Source organism: Microbulbifer sp. MKSA007 (genome assembly GCA_032615215.1).
Classification (GTDB): Bacteria; Pseudomonadota; Gammaproteobacteria; order Pseudomonadales; family Cellvibrionaceae; genus Microbulbifer.
In genome coordinates this window covers 1-17,726 of the sequence record CP128431.1, presented here as the reverse complement: position 1 = coordinate 17,726, position 17,726 = coordinate 1, and the positions used below count along the sequence as shown (strand labels likewise).

Below are 17,726 nucleotides of genomic sequence, written 5' to 3'. Positions count from 1 at the left end.
ATTCCTTGGAACCAATGCCTCTCTGTCACAATGTGAACTGGTAGTTCTACTTAGATGCTATTTGATATTTACTTGCTATCCGTTACGGTAAGTTTATCGATTGCTGCGCGAATCATTGCTGTTTACATATTGCATATCCATGACAAAGGACTTTGATCTCTTCCTTACTCAGCTTTACGAGGCCGTTGAACATCCTGAGCTGTTCGAGGATGCACTTCTTACTGCCAGTGATCTGCTGAGAGCTTCCGGAATGCATCTTTACACTTATGATGCAGCCAAGCCGGAGGAGCGGTTGAACTACGTCGCGCGGATCGATCCTTCTTTTGAGCCGGAATACACTGAGAACTATTTTGCTCATGATTACAGAATAGACCGGGTCAACAGATCTCCATACGGACAGATCGTCACTGATGCTGAGATGACGACAGAATATGGGTTGAAAACCAATCCTATACATCAGCTTCTACCCAAATTTGAAGTCTATGACCTCATGGGAACCAACCTGACCAAGGGCGATAACTTCGGCTGGTTTGGTGTGTCTTCACTCAATCCGGGAGACGGGTTCTCCCCCTCCAGCGCAAAATGTTTGAAAGCATGATCCCCCATGCCAGCAGGGCTCTGCATTATCGGCAAAAGGTCAGAAGCCTTGAGATGAGATTGTCCCTGAAGGACTCAGTTACCGGAAACCTGCCATTCGGGCTCATCATCTTTACGCAGTATGACATCAACTCCATCAACCCAAGAGCCCTTGAGATATTGGAGAACGGGTTTTTGAGGCTCCGGAAGACCGGGATCTCCTGCTCTGACCGCAAGCAGAACAGGAAACTGGAAGAGGCCCAGATCAGCGCGCTGGTGGGAGGTCTGCCGATTGTGAACCTGACGGATGAACGCACAGGGACAACTTACCTGATCCAGATGTTCAACCCAAAGCCACAGGCCTCAGACGGATCATTGGAAACAGCGCAATATCTGGCCGTGAAGATCATGATGACCAGCACAACCGCCAATGCCGACCCTGCTGTGATTGAGAAGCTAACCGACGTCTTCCGCCTCTCCAAGGCAGAGAGCCACGTCATCAGTGCCGTTCTTTCCAACACATCCCTGCAGGATTACGCGCAGGACAGATCCGTGCGGCTGGACACTGTCCGCAAGCAGCTCAAGTCTGCCCTCTACAAAATGGGCATCAACTCCCAGAAACAACTCTTCCAACTCTACGAAGTCTTCCGCTCCTTCTCGCGGTGAGCGCAAGCACAGCTTTCGCGTCATAATGACAAGAAATGCATAAGAAATGACAGGAAACGCGCCTGTTTGAGGGGCTGCCGTGGGGCACAGTGAAGCCATCGATTTCACTGATCTTTCATAAGGAAGAGACCCATGAAAACTATTGCTTTGAGTGCTTCTGCCATGCTGATGGCGTCCACTGCGCTTGCGGATGTTCAAACCCGTGCTGTGACTTTTGAAAATGAAGGTGCCACCTTGCAAGGCACGCTGTACCTGCCGGAAAAGTACGACGGTGCCAAGCTGCCGACAGTGGTTGTTACCGGGGCATGGACGTCTGTGCAGGAGCAGATGCCAGCCAACTATGCCCGCCAGATGGCAGATCGCGGTTTTGCGGCATTCACCTTCGACTTCCGCGGCTGGGGCAAGTCTGGCGATCTGCCACAGCACGTGCGGTTTGTAGAAAGCCCGGAGGCGAAAACCTCAGACATCCGTCAGGCCATCCAGTTCGTTTCCACCCTGCCGGAAGTGGACGCCGCGCAGATCCACGGCCTCGGCATCTGTGCGTCAGCTGGTTACATGGTGGATGCGGTTTCCGGCAATCCTCTGGTGAAGCGTCTTGGTCTGGTAGCTCCATGGCTTCAGAATGAGGAGATCGTGGAAACCGTCTACGGCGGCAAGGAAGGTGTGGCCGGGCTGATTGAGGTCTCCCATGCGGCAGAAGCTGCTGGTGGGCAGGTCATTCCGGCAGCGGGACCAGAAGGTGCGGAAGGCGTGTTGATGCCGATCGGTGGTTACTACTACGAGGCCGACCGCGGTGCGATCCCTGAATACGACAACAAGTGGAACAATGCAGGCTGGGAAGGCTGGCTGACTTACCACCCGGCAGATAACCCGCAGCGTCTGGATAAGCCGCTCGCCGTTGTGCACTCAGAAAGCGCAGCAATCCCGCAGGGCGTACGCACGTTCCTGGCCGGCTTTGCTGGCAATGCCACAGCCAAATGGCTTGAGGATGTGACGCAGTTTGATTTCTACGACAATCCGGAGGACGTCACCCGCGCAGCGGATGTGGTGGCAGAGCACTTCCTGTCCAACAGCGAAAGCTGAGGCAGCCCATAGGCAGTCCGGTACCGGTCTGCTCATGCCAATGCCTTAACCGAGCAGCTTAAAGCAGCTTCCCCAACAGGCTGCTTTAAGCCCCCTTTTGCTTTCAGGAGAAAGATTATGCCAAGAAAACTTATTGCCGCCACTGCCGCCAGCCTTAGCCTGTTTGGAGGCGTTGCACTGGCCGATCAGGCTGAGATCAGCCGGTCCATCACTGATATTGCCGCTGGCGCAGACCGGGGGGACTGGACCCGCGTGCGCGCCGCCATGGCGCCGGAAATCACCACAGATTACACCAGCTTGTGGGATGGAGAGCCCGTCACCCAGCCTGCGGATGAGCTGGTGGGCGTGTGGTCCGGCTTCCTGCCGTTTTTTGACGTCACCCACCACATGGTCACCAACCACACCATCACGTCGCTGGAAGGGGACACAGCCACAGCGGAAGCGGACTTTACCGCAACCCACCGCATTGACGATAAGCTCTGGACACTGGGTGGCCGCTATGCCTACACGCTGGAGCGGGCTGAGGACCGTTGGTTGGTCAGTTCCATGACCATGACAGCGCTTTGGGAAACCGGAGATCGCGGCCTCGTGGCAGTTGCGGGCGAACGCGCTGCAGCGGCAAAATAGAAGAAAAAGACGGAGTTACTGCGTCCGGAAGGCTGCCGGAGTAACTCCAAACTTGCGCTTGAAGTGCTGGCCAAACCGGCTCAGATCCTGATAACCCACGCGCCACGCAATCTCTGCCACGCTTTGCTGGGTTGTCTTCAGCAAAACAGAAGCAAGGTCCAGCCGGGTTTCAATCACATATTGCAGGGGCGAGGTGCCCACCTGCTTTTTGAAGGCTTTGGAGAAGTGAGTTGCGCTCATGGCTGCAAGTGTGGACATGGAAGCCAGCGAAAGGTCGCTTGCCAGATTGTCGTGAATGTAATCGAGCACCTTGCGCAGTCGGGCGTCCCCAATGCCCACATTCCATTTAGGTAAAGGCTTGAGGGTCTGCACCACATGGGCGGCCAGTGCCCTCTGCATGGTTTCTGCGGTAAAGCGTACCGTTGCTGCCGAACTCTGCGGCATTCAGGCTCAGATTGAGCAGAAGCGGGTCAAGCTCGCCCACAATAGCATCAAACTCAAAGCGCTGCCCGACGCCGAACTCCTGCAAAATCGTAGTATCCAGCGAGACGAGTGAAAGCTCCAGATCCTCGTCATACTCGCAGATGCCATTGCTGCCTGCTGGCAAAATCCAGCCCTGCTGTTTTTTGAGAGGAACATGGTGCTTTCGCGAAGAACCCACAGAAAGCCGGTGGGTTGGCTGATCACACAAAAACACGCCAATCGACAAAGCGGAAAGCTCAAAGGACCCTCCCCCAGCCGGTAAAACAGTGCTGCTCGCCAATACCTTCGCCATGCATGTGTATGTAACCGCTGAGGCGCGGGTTTTCAACAGCGAGGCCTTGGAACGCTGTCTTCACCAGCTGCTTAAGAACCTGCGAAAAGCCTCAGTTTAAGATGGCAATTGCGCAGGGTGCATAGTAAAAATCACTAAGGTTTCAAAGTGCATATAGATTTGGGCATGCAGAAGACGACGGGCTTGATGCAATCAAAAACGATGGGCAGTGTTGCCTCGCACATTGCGAGTTACGCCATCTCCAGAGGTGTTCCGCTTCAGGAGATCCTGAGCAAACTAGACCTGGACCCGGTACAGCTGCTCGCCGCTGATGCGCGCCTGCATGAAGAAACCTTTCCCAAGATCATGAACCTGATGGCAGAGTCCTTGCCTAATGAGGCGTTCTCGTTGGATCTGGCCAAGGTGACGCCCTTCTCAGCGCTTGGGTTCGTCAGCTCTGCCCTGGAATTTGCTCCAACCTTCAAGGAAGGGTTGGAGGTGCTTGTGCAGTACCAGTCCGTCCTGTCCGATCGGTTGTCGTTCAGCTTTGAAAGCTCGGAGGTGACGACACGGGTTCAACTTCGCCACCCTATGGACGCGCTGGATCGTGGCATCACGGCGGAGCTGGGGTGTGCGCTGCTCTTTCGGATGGTGGAAGAGTTTTATGGTGTTGCCTGCCATGTGCAGCAGGTGAGTTTTATGCATAAGCCTCTGGTTCCACTGCACCTTTACGAAGAGTACTTTGGCGTGACGGTTCTGTTTGAACAGCCAAGCAACGGGTTTTTGCTGGCGAATGAAGCGCTGAAGTCGCCGAGCCGCCTGCCGTCAAAACCGCTCTATGACTACGCCCGCGCGCACCTTGATCGTCTGCATAAGGATCTTGAGAAGCCGGAGATGCAGTCAGAGGAGCTGCAGAGGGTCTATGATGCCATCTGTGAGAATGCAGCCCTGGCGGAGTATGGAGCGCCTGCGCTGGCGCAGCGGTTGAACATGAGCCTGCGCAGCTTGCAACGCATTGTCAGTCGCAACGGGGCGGAGCTGCGCGAGATGCTGGAGGATGTTCGGCTGGCGAACGCCAAGCAGTTGCTCGGCAACTCGGATCTCACCATCAGCAGCATCGCGCATATGCTTGGCTATTCCGAAGAACGCGCCTTTCGTAGGTTGTTCAAGCGCTGGACGGATCAAACGCCCTCAGAATTTCGCCGCGCTGCCAAGGAGACGGCGTAGCAGCCAACTCTTCAGAAGCTGATGAGAAAGCCTGCCTGCCCTTCGCCGTGGACATCAACATCGCTTCCGGTGGCTGCTTCTGCGCGGGCGAACCAGCGGGCGGAGGGGGTAATCTGACCACCTGCATTGAAGCCGATGGTACCGCGCAGGGCTTCGTCTCTGTCATCCAGTACAAAGCCGATATCCTGCCCCAGCAAGGCGCCGGTCAGGTTGTCGTCTCCACGTGAGAGACGGCCCTCAACGGCGATGAAGGCATCCAGCGAGAACGCAGTCCCCTCATAGGCACGGGTGGTGAGTTGGGCGCGGCCGGTGAACTCATGTAGCGCGCGGTCATCCACGGAGAGGTTGCCCTCAGAGCCGCTCTCAGAAAAGCTCTGGATTGCTGCACCGGCATAGCGCAGGGTGAGCGATGGCAGCACGGTTTGCTCCAGCACGGTCAGCTCGGTTACCAGAGTGATTTCCGGTGCGATGAACCAGGCGCCGTAGTCGGCTGAGGCGGTTTCTGTGCCTGTTGCCACCGTGTTGTTGGCGATGGATCGTTCGCTGTCATAGTCGGAGTAACCGCCCGTGAGCACGAAACTCACAGAGTGGGCGCCGACCTGCTGCAGCCCGTAAAGCCCGCCATAAAACGAGGTGATATCCGTCTCCTGACTGTCGTAGCTCACTTCCGTACGGCCATACGCGGTGCCGATGAAGGTCCCCAGCAGCTGGTCTTCACTGATCTGCCCATCAAGGCCCATCAGGACACCGCCGTAGCCATGTGTGTTGTGAGTGGTTGCGCCAGTGTCCTTCCAGCGGCTGCCTGCGCCAAACGCTGACATCCAGAAATGCCGCTGCGGCTCTACCTGGGGCGCCTGCTCCCCTGCTCCATCAAACAGGTTGGTTATGATCCGCGCGTTCACCCCATCGGAGATGCTGGCGCTCAGGTCCACAAAAGCGTTGTTCACGGCTGCAAGGCCGCTGGTATCAGCTACGGCCACCTGATTTCCGCTCACCGCAAATGCGGCGCCGTTCGCCTCAACCTGCTGTGGCGTGCCGATAAAGGTGTTGGCGATGGAAAGGCCGTTTTCAACTGTCAGCGCACTGCCGGTGCCTCCATAGAGGATGGTTCCGATAATGACGGATCCCGGTTGGAGCACCAAATGATTTGACCCAACTGGACCGAATTCGATGGCACTGTTGGTTGGGCTAAAGTCGTTCTGTATAACGCCGGAGTTGATCAGCGTTGCATCCCCGTCGGTTTCGTGCGTGAAGATAACGGCAGCTTCCCGGCTTCCGGTCAAGGTGCCTGAGTTGACGATTGTGCCGTGATGTATGCGGATTGCGGAGGAATGGGAGGTGATGCTCCCCGTGTTCGTCAGGCGCTCAATGCTGGTGGCGCGAATGCCGCTGTTTTGGCTTTCAATAGTGCCTGAGTTGTAAACGCTGCGGGCATGGCCGGACCCGTCTTCTCCGTCCAGATAGATGCCTTCGTCGTTACTGATGATGGTGCCTGTGTTCACCACGCTGTCGGCGGACCAGACGTTGAAACCCCCACCAAATTCAGAGTTGATCGTGCCATGGTTTATGATGGTGCCCGCATCACCATCGATGAAGATCGCATCTCTGCTGGCGGAGATTGTGCCTGTGTTTTCAAAATACCCCAGCGCGTCTGCATCAACGGCTTCTTCATCGGCGGAGATTGTACCGGAGTTGATCAGGCTGCCAATGCCCTGTGCACCTAAAACCAGAATACCATCATCCTCTGCGCTGGTGATCGAGCCGCTGTTGGTCAGGCTGCCGATGCTTCTTGCCTGAATGCCGTCATCCCGCTCGCCGGTGATACTGCCGGAGTTTGTGAGCTCCTCAATGCGGTCCTGCGCGATGATGCCTTCATCCCCGCCCAGTATGGTGCCAGAGTTGATGATCTGATCTGCACTGCCAACATCAATGGCATCTTCCAGACCATGAATGAGGCCGGTGTTTTCCAGCGTCAGCGTGGAGTTTTGCGCGTTGATCGCATCATACCGATCATCCGTGGTAGAGATGCTGCCCGCATTGATCACGGTGATGGATGTTCCATCCACCGCATCAACAATGGCATGGGCTGTTCCCACTTCCACCGAAGCGCCAGACTGAACCTCCAATGTGGTGCCATCCGCAACTGAAACCTGTGTTGTCACAGTGGGGCTTTCAGTAACAACCGATCCATCGTTAAGCACTTCTCCCGCAAAAAGGGAATGAGGCAGCAAGAGAACCGGCAGGGCCGTGATGCTTTTGAAAAGAACATAAGGTTTCATGGATGGCATTCTGTCGTTGCTTCAGGGAACGGAGAACACCCCTCACCACAGACGGGCAGCCCTCCTGCCCCCATAAAACACGAGAGTCTCCCACCCGGAAGGACACATCACGCCAACATCCGGACACTCAGCGCCAAAGTGCGGTGGAGTATTTGAAACCTATGATTTGATGAAGCATAATTCTAGAACTCGTGTGCTAACCCAAGATGCATCCCGGCCTCAAAAACCAAGATTTCATTCTCGTTGTTTTCGCGCATACGTGATATTAAACTAGACTTTAATTGCACAACGCCTTCATCAGCCTGAATGTTAACAAACTCGCTGTAACCATCAATAAGTTTACTAGCTAGAACTGAGTTAACACCCAAATTCATCAGCCTAATTTTGTCTTTATGAGTAGTTCCGTACTTAATCTTAAGATATAGATCCCCGTCTATTTTCTCCAAATCATTCAGGAGTTCTACATATTTAAGTATTTGGTTGTCGACAAAATCTTGCTCTTCTTTAATTCTTACAATGGCTAAATTTACCTTTTCGGAATGCGTTTTGTCGCCAATGATTACCCAATGGTGCCTGAAGGAATCCTCTCTTTTGATTTCTCCCCATTTTCCTACATAGACTTCATCATCATCAAGCTTTTCCCAATAACGTAAGAAGTTTCGGATCATCTCAGAGTAAGATGCTCCCTTTATCTTCCAATCAATTAGCATCGCATAGAATGTTTGCGCACTATGTTCCTGTAGACGACGTAAGTTCCCAAATGTAGATGCTTCTTTTAGGTAGGGAATAAACGCCTCTGCGATTACCTTCATGACTTCATTGGAACTCTGGAGTGGTGCTGCGATGGCATCAAGTGCCGCTTCAATATCAAACTCATATCTTAAGACATCGACTTCAGAAATATTGTTTAAGAAGCAAGAGCGCCCAACAGGGGTTGATGCAAACGTTACGTCTAACTTTGTTGTTCCAGGTTGTATGTTCTCAAGGAACTCGTCGGCCTCTTTTTTCTTTTTTTGAGTTTCATCATCATCTAGGGGCCGTTCAGCGAGCAAAACATTTTCAACTTCATCTTTGATTTGCAAGTCAACTTGAGCGACCTTTTTGATGAACTTGCGTATATTATCCGAACTGCCCAGATACTCATGGGTGCCCACAATATAAATCTCAGGTTCTAATAACGATAAATTATTGGGATCTCCGTTGAAAATTTCACTGAATCGACAAACGCGTCCGACTAGATTTCGGAACTGAGACTTAGTGAGGTCACTTGATCCTTTTCTCTTCTCAAGAATGAACATTTTTTCAGCAGGAATGTTAACCCCTTCGAGCAGAGTGGAGTTGCAGACTATGTGGCGGATTTCTGGAATTTCGGTGTATGCGCGCTCGATGTAAAGCTTTACGATATCTGGAACTGAACCGTGATGATAGAGAATACCTTTTCGGAGCCCTTCTACAAGAAGGTACTCACTATCGAGAAAATCTGAGATACTTGCGCAGACTTTATCGATTTTCTCGCTTTCAACAACGTCATTGTATGGAAGGAAATCGCGTAGAAATTGCTCAATTTTCTTTGGCAAATTGAAGAAGATGATATTTTTTGCCGCAGAAAGCTTCGTTATTACTTGTAGACCGTCATCGAAAACTTCATCGTCACATTTTATAAACGCATCAAAATATTGATCGTATAGATGGACGGGTTCAGCATCTCTACAGTCGACGAGGTGGTAGCGTTCGGTTTTTAGGCTTTCTTGTACCTTATAATCGGTTGTCTCAATCTCCGTATAGCGGAGGTTGAGGTTTTTTTGATCGACCAAAAATGGTGTAAGATACTTGATTTTAGTATCTGGGTTTCGCTGCTTTGACAGGATGATCACTGTTGCCAACAATAGAGCCCGTGAGTCTTTTCCGAGCATGTTATGGGCTTCATCGACGAAGATATAGTCAACTTTAACATCGGGATACTTTATTAGAAAGCGGAGTAATCTTTCCTGTGTAAGGACTGCAATAAAGTTCTTGTAATTTTCTTGATACATCTCAGCGTGGGTTAGAATAGGCCTACTTTCGTGCGCTGATTTTTTTGCAGCAGGCGCTGCTTAGTTTGTGCAAGCAAAGCCTTGGTTGGAACTAATATGCAAATATTGCTCTGAAGGTTTTTGTTGCAAAATCCTGAAATTAACTCAGATTTGCCGTAAGAAGTTGGTGCTGTAACGGAGAGGTCTGATGTTTTGTTTTCGTCAAAGAAACTGTTCAAGTCCAACTGCTGTTCAGTTAGTATAGAACCATCTTTTTCATAAAGGTCCAAAAGTGATGAAAAATATTCTGTAAAGAAATTCTCAGAATTGCCATTTTCAACCAAGTTTTTATGAGTGGTTGCTACTATTGGCATATAACCACGCCCGATTGCCACATCGTATAGTGGTCGATAGTCTCCTGTCAGATTCGAATACATAACGATTATCCTGTAGCCCAAAGCTAGGATATCTGGATTTTCATGGTTCAGGAAAACAACTGCAGCTGCGAGCAGGGTTTCTGCTTCTGCATTGCCAACTTCACCTTTTCTTAGGAGTGTTTGGTAGATTTTGAACAGCTTAGATCTACGTATGATCCTGAGCGGAGCTTTAGACACTTTGGATCTCTCCCCTAAGGAAATCAGCTATACTTTGAAATGTATCTTTTTGTAATGCTATTGACATTAATTCATTGAATTCATTCATAGATTTTTGGGTTTGATGCTTGATTTCAAAATCACCCCCAGTCGCAAAAGCTTTTCCTTCCGTATAAGAAACAGCAACTAAGATCGCATTGTAGTCAGCGCTTTTTGACCTTCCTGCGATAGCTTTTTCGTTAAAGGTTTCTAGAAGGGTTTCTAGCTGATCTTTCAAACGATTTTCTTTGATTACAACGGTGGCACCGTTGATTGCATTTTGCCAAAGAGTGTTTCGATCACTGTTAAGGGCTGCTTTCAATCCATTCTTGGCGAGAGATAAAAGACTGCCTAACTTGTCTTTACTCGTTTGATCTCCACATTCTCCAGCTTTAACCTCAACGAACCAAATTTGATCTGAAGAATTATGGTGTAAAACTAAGTCGAAGCCTTTCTTAATGGAATCTTCTTCTAAGTTGAAATGTGGCGAAGCTGCACGGAACTCTTTTTCATAATGCAAGAATAGAATATGGGTGAGTAGCTCACCAATAATTCCCTTCTGAGTATCGGGTGCCTTGCGATCAAACTTAGTGAAGAATGAAGCCAGAGTTTTCTGATAAGAATAAAGTTTCGGGTTCCGAGAAGCTTTGGCGGCCCCATTACATATATCCGAAAGGCGTTCTCGTATAACTGTCTTTAAATCATCTGAAACTTCCAGAATTGTGAAGCAAAACGAGCCTGTTTGGCTTTTAATAAATTCTACACCCTGCAATTTTTTAATTCCGCGATTTTAAAATCTGGGGCCATTTCTCAGTTGGATCTGTATCCACAACCACTCACTGAGATCTGCACGACATTAGGGTCTATCTATAAACATATTTATGCAACTATAAATTTAATGAGACTAAAGGTGTTCAATGAACGAGGGTAACTTGATCTGGGCACAAAGTGTGGATCTATGATCAGGTTTAAAGTACTTGATAGCGTGTACGCTGCTTCGGATGTTTATTCTGACTTCCACATCCCGCACTGCACAATGAAATCCTTAAAAAACGCAGGAAAACACAAAAGAACGCAAAGGAACGCGTTGCTATGTGAGGGGGATTGCTGAGCGGGGTTCATGGATGGTGAGTTCTGGTTTTGGCTGTTGAGAGAGACTTATGCCCGGTGGGTGGCGAAGTTATCAACTGCCGCGGCGAAGGACTGACCTGCCGGGTGGGGAGGATAAGTGCGGGGCCGCGCAATTTTGTTGCGGGGATAACGGGATGTCAGCCGAAAAGTGTCGCTGAGAGAGGCTCTGCTGCAAATAACTTGGAATAATTGGCTCCTGTGAAATTTAACAGGCAAAAAATCTCTGAGATATCAAGAGTTCGTGGCGGCACGCGGTTCCAGACAATTAATTTATATGGTTCACCCTTGGGCGTTTTCAGGTGGAACGGCTTTTGCACATGGGAAAGAACATGGGTTCTAAGCAAAAACTAAGATTTTACAGAATTATTTACTGTGCTGGCTTGAAAAATACAGCGTCTGTTAATGCGGTGTGAAGTCTATACTGGCTTATCTACTTGTTCTAGGGGCAACCCCGTAGGAAAGAGGTAGAATAGCTGCTTGACACATGGGCAATTGTGGTTTCATATGCCTTTGCTATCACATGATATGCAGTAAAGATGAGGATTAGGTCATGAGCCGGTCAGTACTGGTTCTTCAGTATCGCAATAAAAAGAGCTTGGCGTGGTTTACGCAAGACGTTCGTCTTGCCTATGACTTCCCAAACGCGTGCGTATAAGCCTACAGGCCCATCAGTCCCTTTGAAAATTTGAATGAGTGACGCCCAATCTACTTGGTGCCACGGGTGAACTACATCCACTCATGTAGTTAATCGGGCAGCTCTACTTGCTCTGCTGCTGGCAGGTGACGGGTAAGCTGCGTCTATTGTTCAAAACAGGGACTGCTGCCGCAACACGTTAATTCCAAAAGGAATGCCTGCATTTTCAGGCAGTTGTAACTTTCGCGCCAAAGGGTTGGAGAGCGACCCAACCTGTGCGCAGCTGCGTATTCCCAACGGTGGGAAACAAGTTTTGGACGAAGAATGCGCAGTAATAATGCAAGGACTAGAACAATGAAACGTATCCCTGAGCCGTTCCGCATCAAAATGGTTGAGCCAATCAAAATGACCACTTTCGCAGACCGCGAAAAGGCATTGGCAGAAGCTGGCTACAACCCATTCCTGCTCGCAAGTGATGACGTTTACATCGATCTTCTGACAGACTCCGGCACCGGCGCCATGTCTGACTACCAGTGGGCAGGCATGATGATGGGCGATGAAGCCTATGCCGGCTCCCGCAACTTCTACAACCTGAAAGACGCGGTTCATCACTTCTTCCGTTATGAATATCTGGTGCCAACCCACCAGGGTCGTGGTGCAGAACAGATCCTGTTCCCTGCTCTGATCCGCCGCGCGAAGGAAGTTCGTGGTGCAGATAAGCACATCTTCATCTCCAACTACCACTTCGACACCACAGCCGCTCACGTGGAACTGAACGGTGGTCAGGCAGTTAACGTGGTGGACGAACGTGCTTATGACACAACCACTTACTACGACTGGAAGGGTGACTTCGATCTGGAGAAACTGGAAGCAGCGATCAAGGAACATGGCGCGAAGAACGTCACCGCGATCATCACCACAGTGACCTGTAACAGCTCCGGTGGTCAGCCAGTTTCCATGGCAAACATGCGTGCTGTTTACGAGATCGGCCAGAAATACGACATTCCGGTTGTGATCGACTCCGCCCGTTACTGCGAAAACGCGTATTTCATCAAGCAGCGTGAGGAAGGCTATGCGGATAAGTCCATCACCGACATCATCCGCGAGATGTACTCCTACGGCGATATGCTCACCATGTCCGCAAAGAAAGACCCTCTGGTCAACATCGGCGGCATGTGCGCAATCCGCGAGAAGAAAGAGCTGTTCCAGGCCGTCCAAACCCTCTGCGTCCCAATGGAAGGCTTCGTAACTTATGGGGGATTAGCCGGCCGTGACATGGAAGCGCTGGCACGTGGTCTGCATGAGGGTGCGGATGAAAACTTCCTGCACTATCGTATTGGCCAGGTTAAGTATTTGGGTGATCGTCTCGTTGAAGGCGGCGTGCCAATTCAGTACCCAACCGGCGGTCACGCGGTGTTCGTAGACGCGAAGAAGATTCTTCCGCACATCCCAGGTGACCAGTTCCCGGCACAGGCTTTGTGTAACGCGCTGTACTTGGAATCCGGCGTACGCCCAGTTGAAATTGGCTCATTCTTACTTGGCCGCGACCCTGCAACCGGCCAGCAAAAAGAGTCCCCACTGGAACTCATGCGCCTCACAATCCCACGTCGTGTGTACACCAACGACCATATGGATTACATCGCGGATGCTCTGATCAACGTTGCGAAGAATGCGAAGGATATCAAAGGCTTCGAGTTTGAATATGAACCACCTGTTCTGCGTCACTTCACTGCACGTCTGAAGCCAATCAAGTAAGTTGGCACCTCGGGAGGCGCTGCTCTGTGCCTCCCTCTTTTCCTCACGGATATAACAAAACTACTTCACGGGAGAGAAGTAAATGTCTGAGGGCACACAAGTCGGTGGCATAGGCAACGCCACTGCAACAACCAGTCCATCCTTCCTAGGCGGTGCAATGATCATCGCCGGAACCGCAGTCGGCGCTGGTATGTTTTCCGTTCCAACCGTCAGCGCTGGCATGTGGAGTATCTGGGCTATTTTTGCGCTGGCCTTTACCTGGTTCTGTATGCTGCATTCAGGGCTTATGATACTGGAAACTAACCTGAATTACCCGGTCGGCTCCAGCTTTGACACGATGGTGAAAGACACCCTTGGGAATGGGTGGAACACTGTCAATAACATCGCTGTGGCGTTCGTTGGCTACATTCTCTGCTACGCGTATATCTCCGGTGGCGGTTCCATCGTGGTGCACACGCTGGATGCAACAGTTGGCGTTGCTCCTCCGCAGATGATTGCAGGCCTGATCTTCGCACTGGGTCTTGCGTTCTTCGTCTGGTGGTCCACCAAAGCCGTTGACCGCATTACAACAATCCTGCTCGGCGGTATGATCATCACGTTCTTCATGTCCGTGACAGGCTACACCTTCAACATGAAGGCCGCTGTGTTCTTTGACAGCGACAGTGGTATGGGGCTTGGGAGCTACTTCCCGTACCTGTTCGCAGCAATGCCATTCTGCCTGGCGTCCTTCGGTTATCACCACAACGTGCCAAGCCTGATGAAATACTATGGCAAGGAGCCTAAGAAGATTCTGCTCTGCCTTGGTACAGGCACTTTCCTTGCACTGGTACTTTACATTGTCTGGCTGTTCGCCACATTGGGCAACATCTCACGAGCTGATTTTGGTCCGATCATTGAACAGGGCGGTAACATCGGCGTACTGGTGGAAGCTCTTGGCCGTGCAGTAGAAAACACCTCAGCATCCAACATGTTGTCCGCATTTGGTAACATGGCTGTGGCGAGCTCCTTCCTGGGCGTTGCGCTTGGTCTGTTCGACTTCCTTGCAGACTTCCTGAAGTTTGATGACAGCCAGTCAGGTCGTGCGAAAACCGCTGCAGTAACCTTCGTACCTCCGCTGATCGGTGGCATCTTCTTCCCGGATGGTTTCATCATCGCGATTGGTTACGCTGGCCTTGCAGCGACCGTCTGGACTGCAATCGTTCCAGCCCTGATGGTGCGCGTCAGCCGAAAAAATTCGGCAATCCTCAGTTCCGTGTCTGGGGTGGCGAGGCACTGGTCTGGGTGGTCTTTGGCTTCGGCATTCTGGTTGCCGTCAGTCATGTGCTTGGAATGTTCAACGCACTTCCAGTTTACCCATAGCGCCGAGAATGGCTTTACGCTCTGCTGGGGCTCGCAAATGTGAGCCTCAGTTTAAACGAGGAAATTGAAATGAAAGGCATACTCTCCATCCAATCCCACGTGACATACGGCCATGCTGGCAACGGCTGTGCTGTATTTCCAATGCAACGCATGGGACACGAAGTCTGGGCGATCAACACAGTCCAGTTTTCAAACCACACCCAGCACCCGCAAGGTTGGACCGGACAGGCCCATGATGCCAAGCAAATCTCTGAAATCTTTGAGGGACTTGCCAAGCTGAATGTTCTTTCTCAGATCAAAGGTATTGTAACAGGGTACCTGGGAGGCCCTTCTCATTGTGATGTCATTGTCGACATCGTGCAGGAAGTTCGCCGTCATAATCCTGATTGTCTCTATTTCTGTGATCCGGTGATGGGCGCACCTGACAAAGGCTGCATTGTCAGCGAAGGTGTGGCTGAACTGCTGGTCAGTAAAGTGATGCCGATTGCTGATGTGATCGTGCCGAACCAGTTTGAGCTCTCTCAGTTCATTGGCGAGCCGGTTGAAACGCTGGAGCAAGCCAAACAAGCCTGTGCTAAGGCTATGGAAAGAGGACCGAAAATGGTTCTGGCCAAACATCTGCACAGTGTCTCTGACGAAGCCTTCACCATGATGTTCGCCAATGCGCAAGGCAGTTATCTGGCTCAGCGCCCGCATTTGCCGTTTGAGCGCCAGCCGGTTGGTGTTGGCGATCTGATCACATCTGTATTTGCCGCTGGTTATCTGAATGGACTTTCTGAAGTAGAAGCGTTCCAGCACTGTAACAACGCGGTGTACGGCGTGCTTAAAACCACGCAGGAAAAAGGCGAATGGGAGCTGCAAACTATTGCTGCTCAACAGGAATTCGTCTCACCATCCGAACAGTTCGACTTAACAAGCCTATAAAACAGGAAAAAACAATGACAGCTATCGACACCTCAAAGGCACCTGCAGCGATCGGCCCCTATGTTCAGGGTGTAAACCTTGGCCAGATGGTCATCACCTCCGGTCAGTTGCCTATCAACCCAGAAACCGGTGAGATGCCTGCAGATGTTGCTGAGCAGACCCTTCAGTCCCTGAAGAACGGTCTGGCGATTGTTGAAGAAGCAGGCCTTGCTGCGAAAAACATCAAGAAGACAACTGTTTTCGTGAAAGATCTCAATGACTTTGGTCGCGTGAATGAGGTTTATGGCAAGTTCTTTGAAGACAACAATGCACCGTTCCCAGCACGCTCCTGCGTGGAAGTTGCACGTCTTCCAAAAGACGCTCTGGTAGAGATTGAAATGATCGCCTGCCCATAACCGGGTAGGATTTCCCCTGCAATGCTCGTGGTCCAAAGCGAGCATTGCCCTCATGTCATGATTTTGAATGGTTCATTAACTTCAATCGCTTGTACTTCTTTTTCTGCAATCCAACCGCATAAATTGCAGTATTTATCTCCCCTCATCGTCTTGCGCTTAAACTGCAATAGCTAAATCCGGCGGCTACTCCAATGCTCGCGAATACGGCAGTGTCGACATGTGAAAACATGTTTGCACATATCTGGCTGGTTGGAGTTCCTTGTTGCATCTGCGCTACTACTGGCTGTCGCCGGGTGCTCGGAAATTCCAGGACATGGCCCAAGCGCTTATCAGGTTGAAACGGCAACCTCGCAGAGTGATGAGCAATCCCTGAGCTATGTCATGCTGGATGTAGATGTGCCGACGATCCAGCACTTATCCAATTACGCCAGTAATTTACCTCCCAAAGAGTTCCGCGTTGGCAAAGGCAAACGCAGCACGATCCGTGTTGGAGTTGGCGACCAGCTCTCTGTCGGGATCTGGGAGTCCATTCCAAATGGCCTGTTCTCTACACAAGGGCAGAAGCGAACGGAACTGGGGCTTGTCGTGGATGATAAGGGCAAGATCTATGTGCCCTATGTTGGCGAGCTGGATGTCGAAAACAAGACGATCTCTGAGGTGCGTGAGCTGATCCTTGCCGGATTGGAGGGGAAGGCCGTTGACCCGCAAGTGGTTGTAAACCTTCAGGCAAATGGGTCACACAAAGTGATCGTAATTGGAGATGTTGCAAGGCCCGGCCAATTCCGCGTGCATGAAGATGGGCTGAGTCTGGTCGAGGCGATCTCTGAGGCTGGGGGGACAAGGAACCCGGATTACGAGTCGTTCGTCACCGTTGTGCGGGATGATAAGAAGTTCCGATTTGGACTGGATGACATTGCGGAGCAACCAGCCAACAACATCTGGCTGAGACCGAAAGATATCGTCTCCATTACGCACCAGCCGAAGTCCTTCACAGTGTTCGGGGCAGTGGTCGCCCGGCGCAAACATGACTTCCCGTCTTCGCGATTGAATCTGTCAGAAGCCATTGGAATGTCTGGTGGTTTGCATGATGGTACAGCGGATGCAACGGGTGTGTTCCTGTTCCGGTTTGAGGATCGGCAGAAGATGATGCCACTGCTTCCCCCGCATGAGCAGCACAATGAGTTTGAAACTGTTCCCGTTGTTTATCGTCTCAACCTGAAAGAACCCAGTGGGTTGTTCCTGACGCAAGCCTTTGAGATTAAAGATAAAGACGTGATCTATGTTGCCAACTCTTCTGTGTCGGAGGTCAACAAGTTCATCAGTATCCTCGTTTCTCCAGTCACCGGAACGTTGCGTTCAGGTGTAGCGCTGGCTGGTATGCCTTAGCAACCAGCTGGTCGCTATCAATTGATTTTGCTGAGTTATTTACTGTGCGCGACTGTTTCGAAACGAAAATTTTGGACACTTTGCACTCTGGCATTACCCTGAAAAATAGAGGAATTTATCGATAGAGGCGGTTGGGCAATATCCTCTCCGGTCCTCCTGTTCAGAGGCGTTGAGGGGGCGGCCTCTGCATCAGCTTTGCGGTAAAGTGCTGATGTAATTGAATTCTTCGCGATGAGCCGATCGCGCGGAAGGTAACGATCAAGGGCGTTTTCACCTTAACATTTGC

The 17,726-nt window shown here is 51.0% G+C and carries 15 protein-coding genes and 1 pseudogene; 10 read left to right on the top strand and 6 right to left on the bottom strand.

Annotated elements, in window-relative coordinates:
* Positions 1-139 precede the first annotated feature (139 nt).
* The 4 genes from QT397_00080 to QT397_00065 all read left to right on the top strand — a co-directional run bounded on the left by QT397_00080 (position 140) and on the right by QT397_00065 (position 2,952).
* Positions 140-598 carry a hypothetical protein gene (locus tag QT397_00080; protein WNZ53812.1) on the top strand — a complete coding sequence of 153 codons (459 nt, stop codon included), beginning with the start codon at positions 140-142 and terminating at the stop codon, positions 596-598.
* A 53-nt stretch (positions 599-651) separates the two neighbouring features.
* Positions 652-1,242 (top strand): hypothetical protein, encoded by a 591-nt coding sequence (locus QT397_00075; protein ID WNZ53811.1) that lies wholly within the window; start codon positions 652-654, stop codon positions 1,240-1,242.
* A gap of 132 nt (positions 1,243-1,374) precedes the next feature.
* A complete protein-coding gene (locus tag QT397_00070) occupies positions 1,375-2,325 on the top strand; it encodes a dienelactone hydrolase family protein (protein ID WNZ53810.1) in 951 nt (316 codons plus the stop codon).
* A gap of 117 nt (positions 2,326-2,442) precedes the next feature.
* A complete protein-coding gene (locus QT397_00065; GenBank protein ID WNZ53809.1) occupies positions 2,443-2,952 on the top strand; it encodes a nuclear transport factor 2 family protein in 510 nt (169 codons plus the stop codon).
* A 15-nt stretch (positions 2,953-2,967) separates the two neighbouring features.
* Here the strand turns inward: QT397_00065 and QT397_00060 are convergent, their stop codons facing one another.
* Complete coding sequence (locus QT397_00060) at positions 2,968-3,327, bottom strand: AraC family transcriptional regulator (GenBank protein ID WNZ53808.1); 360 nt, start codon at positions 3,325-3,327, stop codon at positions 2,968-2,970.
* Positions 3,299-3,727, bottom strand: coding sequence for a hypothetical protein (locus QT397_00055; GenBank protein ID WNZ53807.1), 429 nt, complete (start codon positions 3,725-3,727; stop codon positions 3,299-3,301). The genes QT397_00060 and QT397_00055 overlap by 29 nt, the downstream gene beginning before the upstream one ends.
* 165 nt (positions 3,728-3,892) lie before the next feature.
* Here QT397_00055 and QT397_00050 point away from each other — a divergent pair, with 165 nt between their 5' ends.
* The gene (locus QT397_00050) at positions 3,893-4,933 is read left to right on the top strand and encodes an AraC family transcriptional regulator ligand-binding domain-containing protein (GenBank protein WNZ53806.1); all 1,041 of its coding nucleotides are present in this window, start codon (positions 3,893-3,895) and stop codon (positions 4,931-4,933) included.
* An 11-nt stretch (positions 4,934-4,944) separates the two neighbouring features.
* Here QT397_00050 and QT397_00045 read toward each other — a convergent pair whose 3' ends face one another.
* The 4 genes from QT397_00045 to QT397_00030 form a co-directional block, all read right to left on the bottom strand.
* Positions 4,945-7,212, bottom strand: a complete 2,268-nt coding sequence (locus QT397_00045) for an autotransporter domain-containing protein (GenBank protein WNZ53805.1) — start codon at positions 7,210-7,212, stop codon at positions 4,945-4,947.
* 182 nt (positions 7,213-7,394) lie between these two features.
* Positions 7,395-9,245, bottom strand: a complete 1,851-nt coding sequence (locus QT397_00040; GenBank protein ID WNZ53804.1) for a hypothetical protein — start codon at positions 9,243-9,245, stop codon at positions 7,395-7,397.
* A gap of 11 nt (positions 9,246-9,256) precedes the next feature.
* The gene (locus QT397_00035; GenBank protein ID WNZ53803.1) at positions 9,257-9,838 is read right to left on the bottom strand and encodes a hypothetical protein; all 582 of its coding nucleotides are present in this window, start codon (positions 9,836-9,838) and stop codon (positions 9,257-9,259) included.
* Positions 9,831-10,628, bottom strand: coding sequence for a hypothetical protein (locus tag QT397_00030; protein ID WNZ53802.1), 798 nt, complete (start codon positions 10,626-10,628; stop codon positions 9,831-9,833). Before QT397_00030 ends, QT397_00035 begins: the two co-directional genes overlap by 8 nt.
* Positions 10,629-11,975: 1,347 nt before the next feature.
* Here QT397_00030 and QT397_00025 point away from each other — a divergent pair.
* The 5 genes and pseudogenes from QT397_00025 to QT397_00005 all read left to right on the top strand — a co-directional run bounded on the left by QT397_00025 (position 11,976) and on the right by QT397_00005 (position 17,440).
* On the top strand, positions 11,976-13,376 hold the full coding sequence (locus QT397_00025) for a tryptophanase (GenBank protein ID WNZ53801.1): 1,401 nt from the start codon (positions 11,976-11,978) through the stop codon (positions 13,374-13,376).
* Between the two features lie 109 nt (positions 13,377-13,485).
* Positions 13,486-14,735: pseudogene (gene mtr, locus QT397_00020) on the top strand (tryptophan permease).
* Positions 14,736-14,804: 69 nt separating this feature from the next.
* Positions 14,805-15,659, top strand: a complete 855-nt coding sequence (gene pdxY, locus QT397_00015; protein ID WNZ53800.1) for a pyridoxal kinase PdxY — start codon at positions 14,805-14,807, stop codon at positions 15,657-15,659.
* A gap of 14 nt (positions 15,660-15,673) precedes the next feature.
* The gene (locus tag QT397_00010; protein WNZ53799.1) at positions 15,674-16,054 is read left to right on the top strand and encodes a RidA family protein; all 381 of its coding nucleotides are present in this window, start codon (positions 15,674-15,676) and stop codon (positions 16,052-16,054) included.
* Between the two features lie 219 nt (positions 16,055-16,273).
* Positions 16,274-17,440 (top strand): polysaccharide biosynthesis/export family protein, encoded by a 1,167-nt coding sequence (locus QT397_00005; GenBank protein WNZ53798.1) that lies wholly within the window; start codon positions 16,274-16,276, stop codon positions 17,438-17,440.
* Positions 17,441-17,726: the final 286 nt, after the last annotated feature.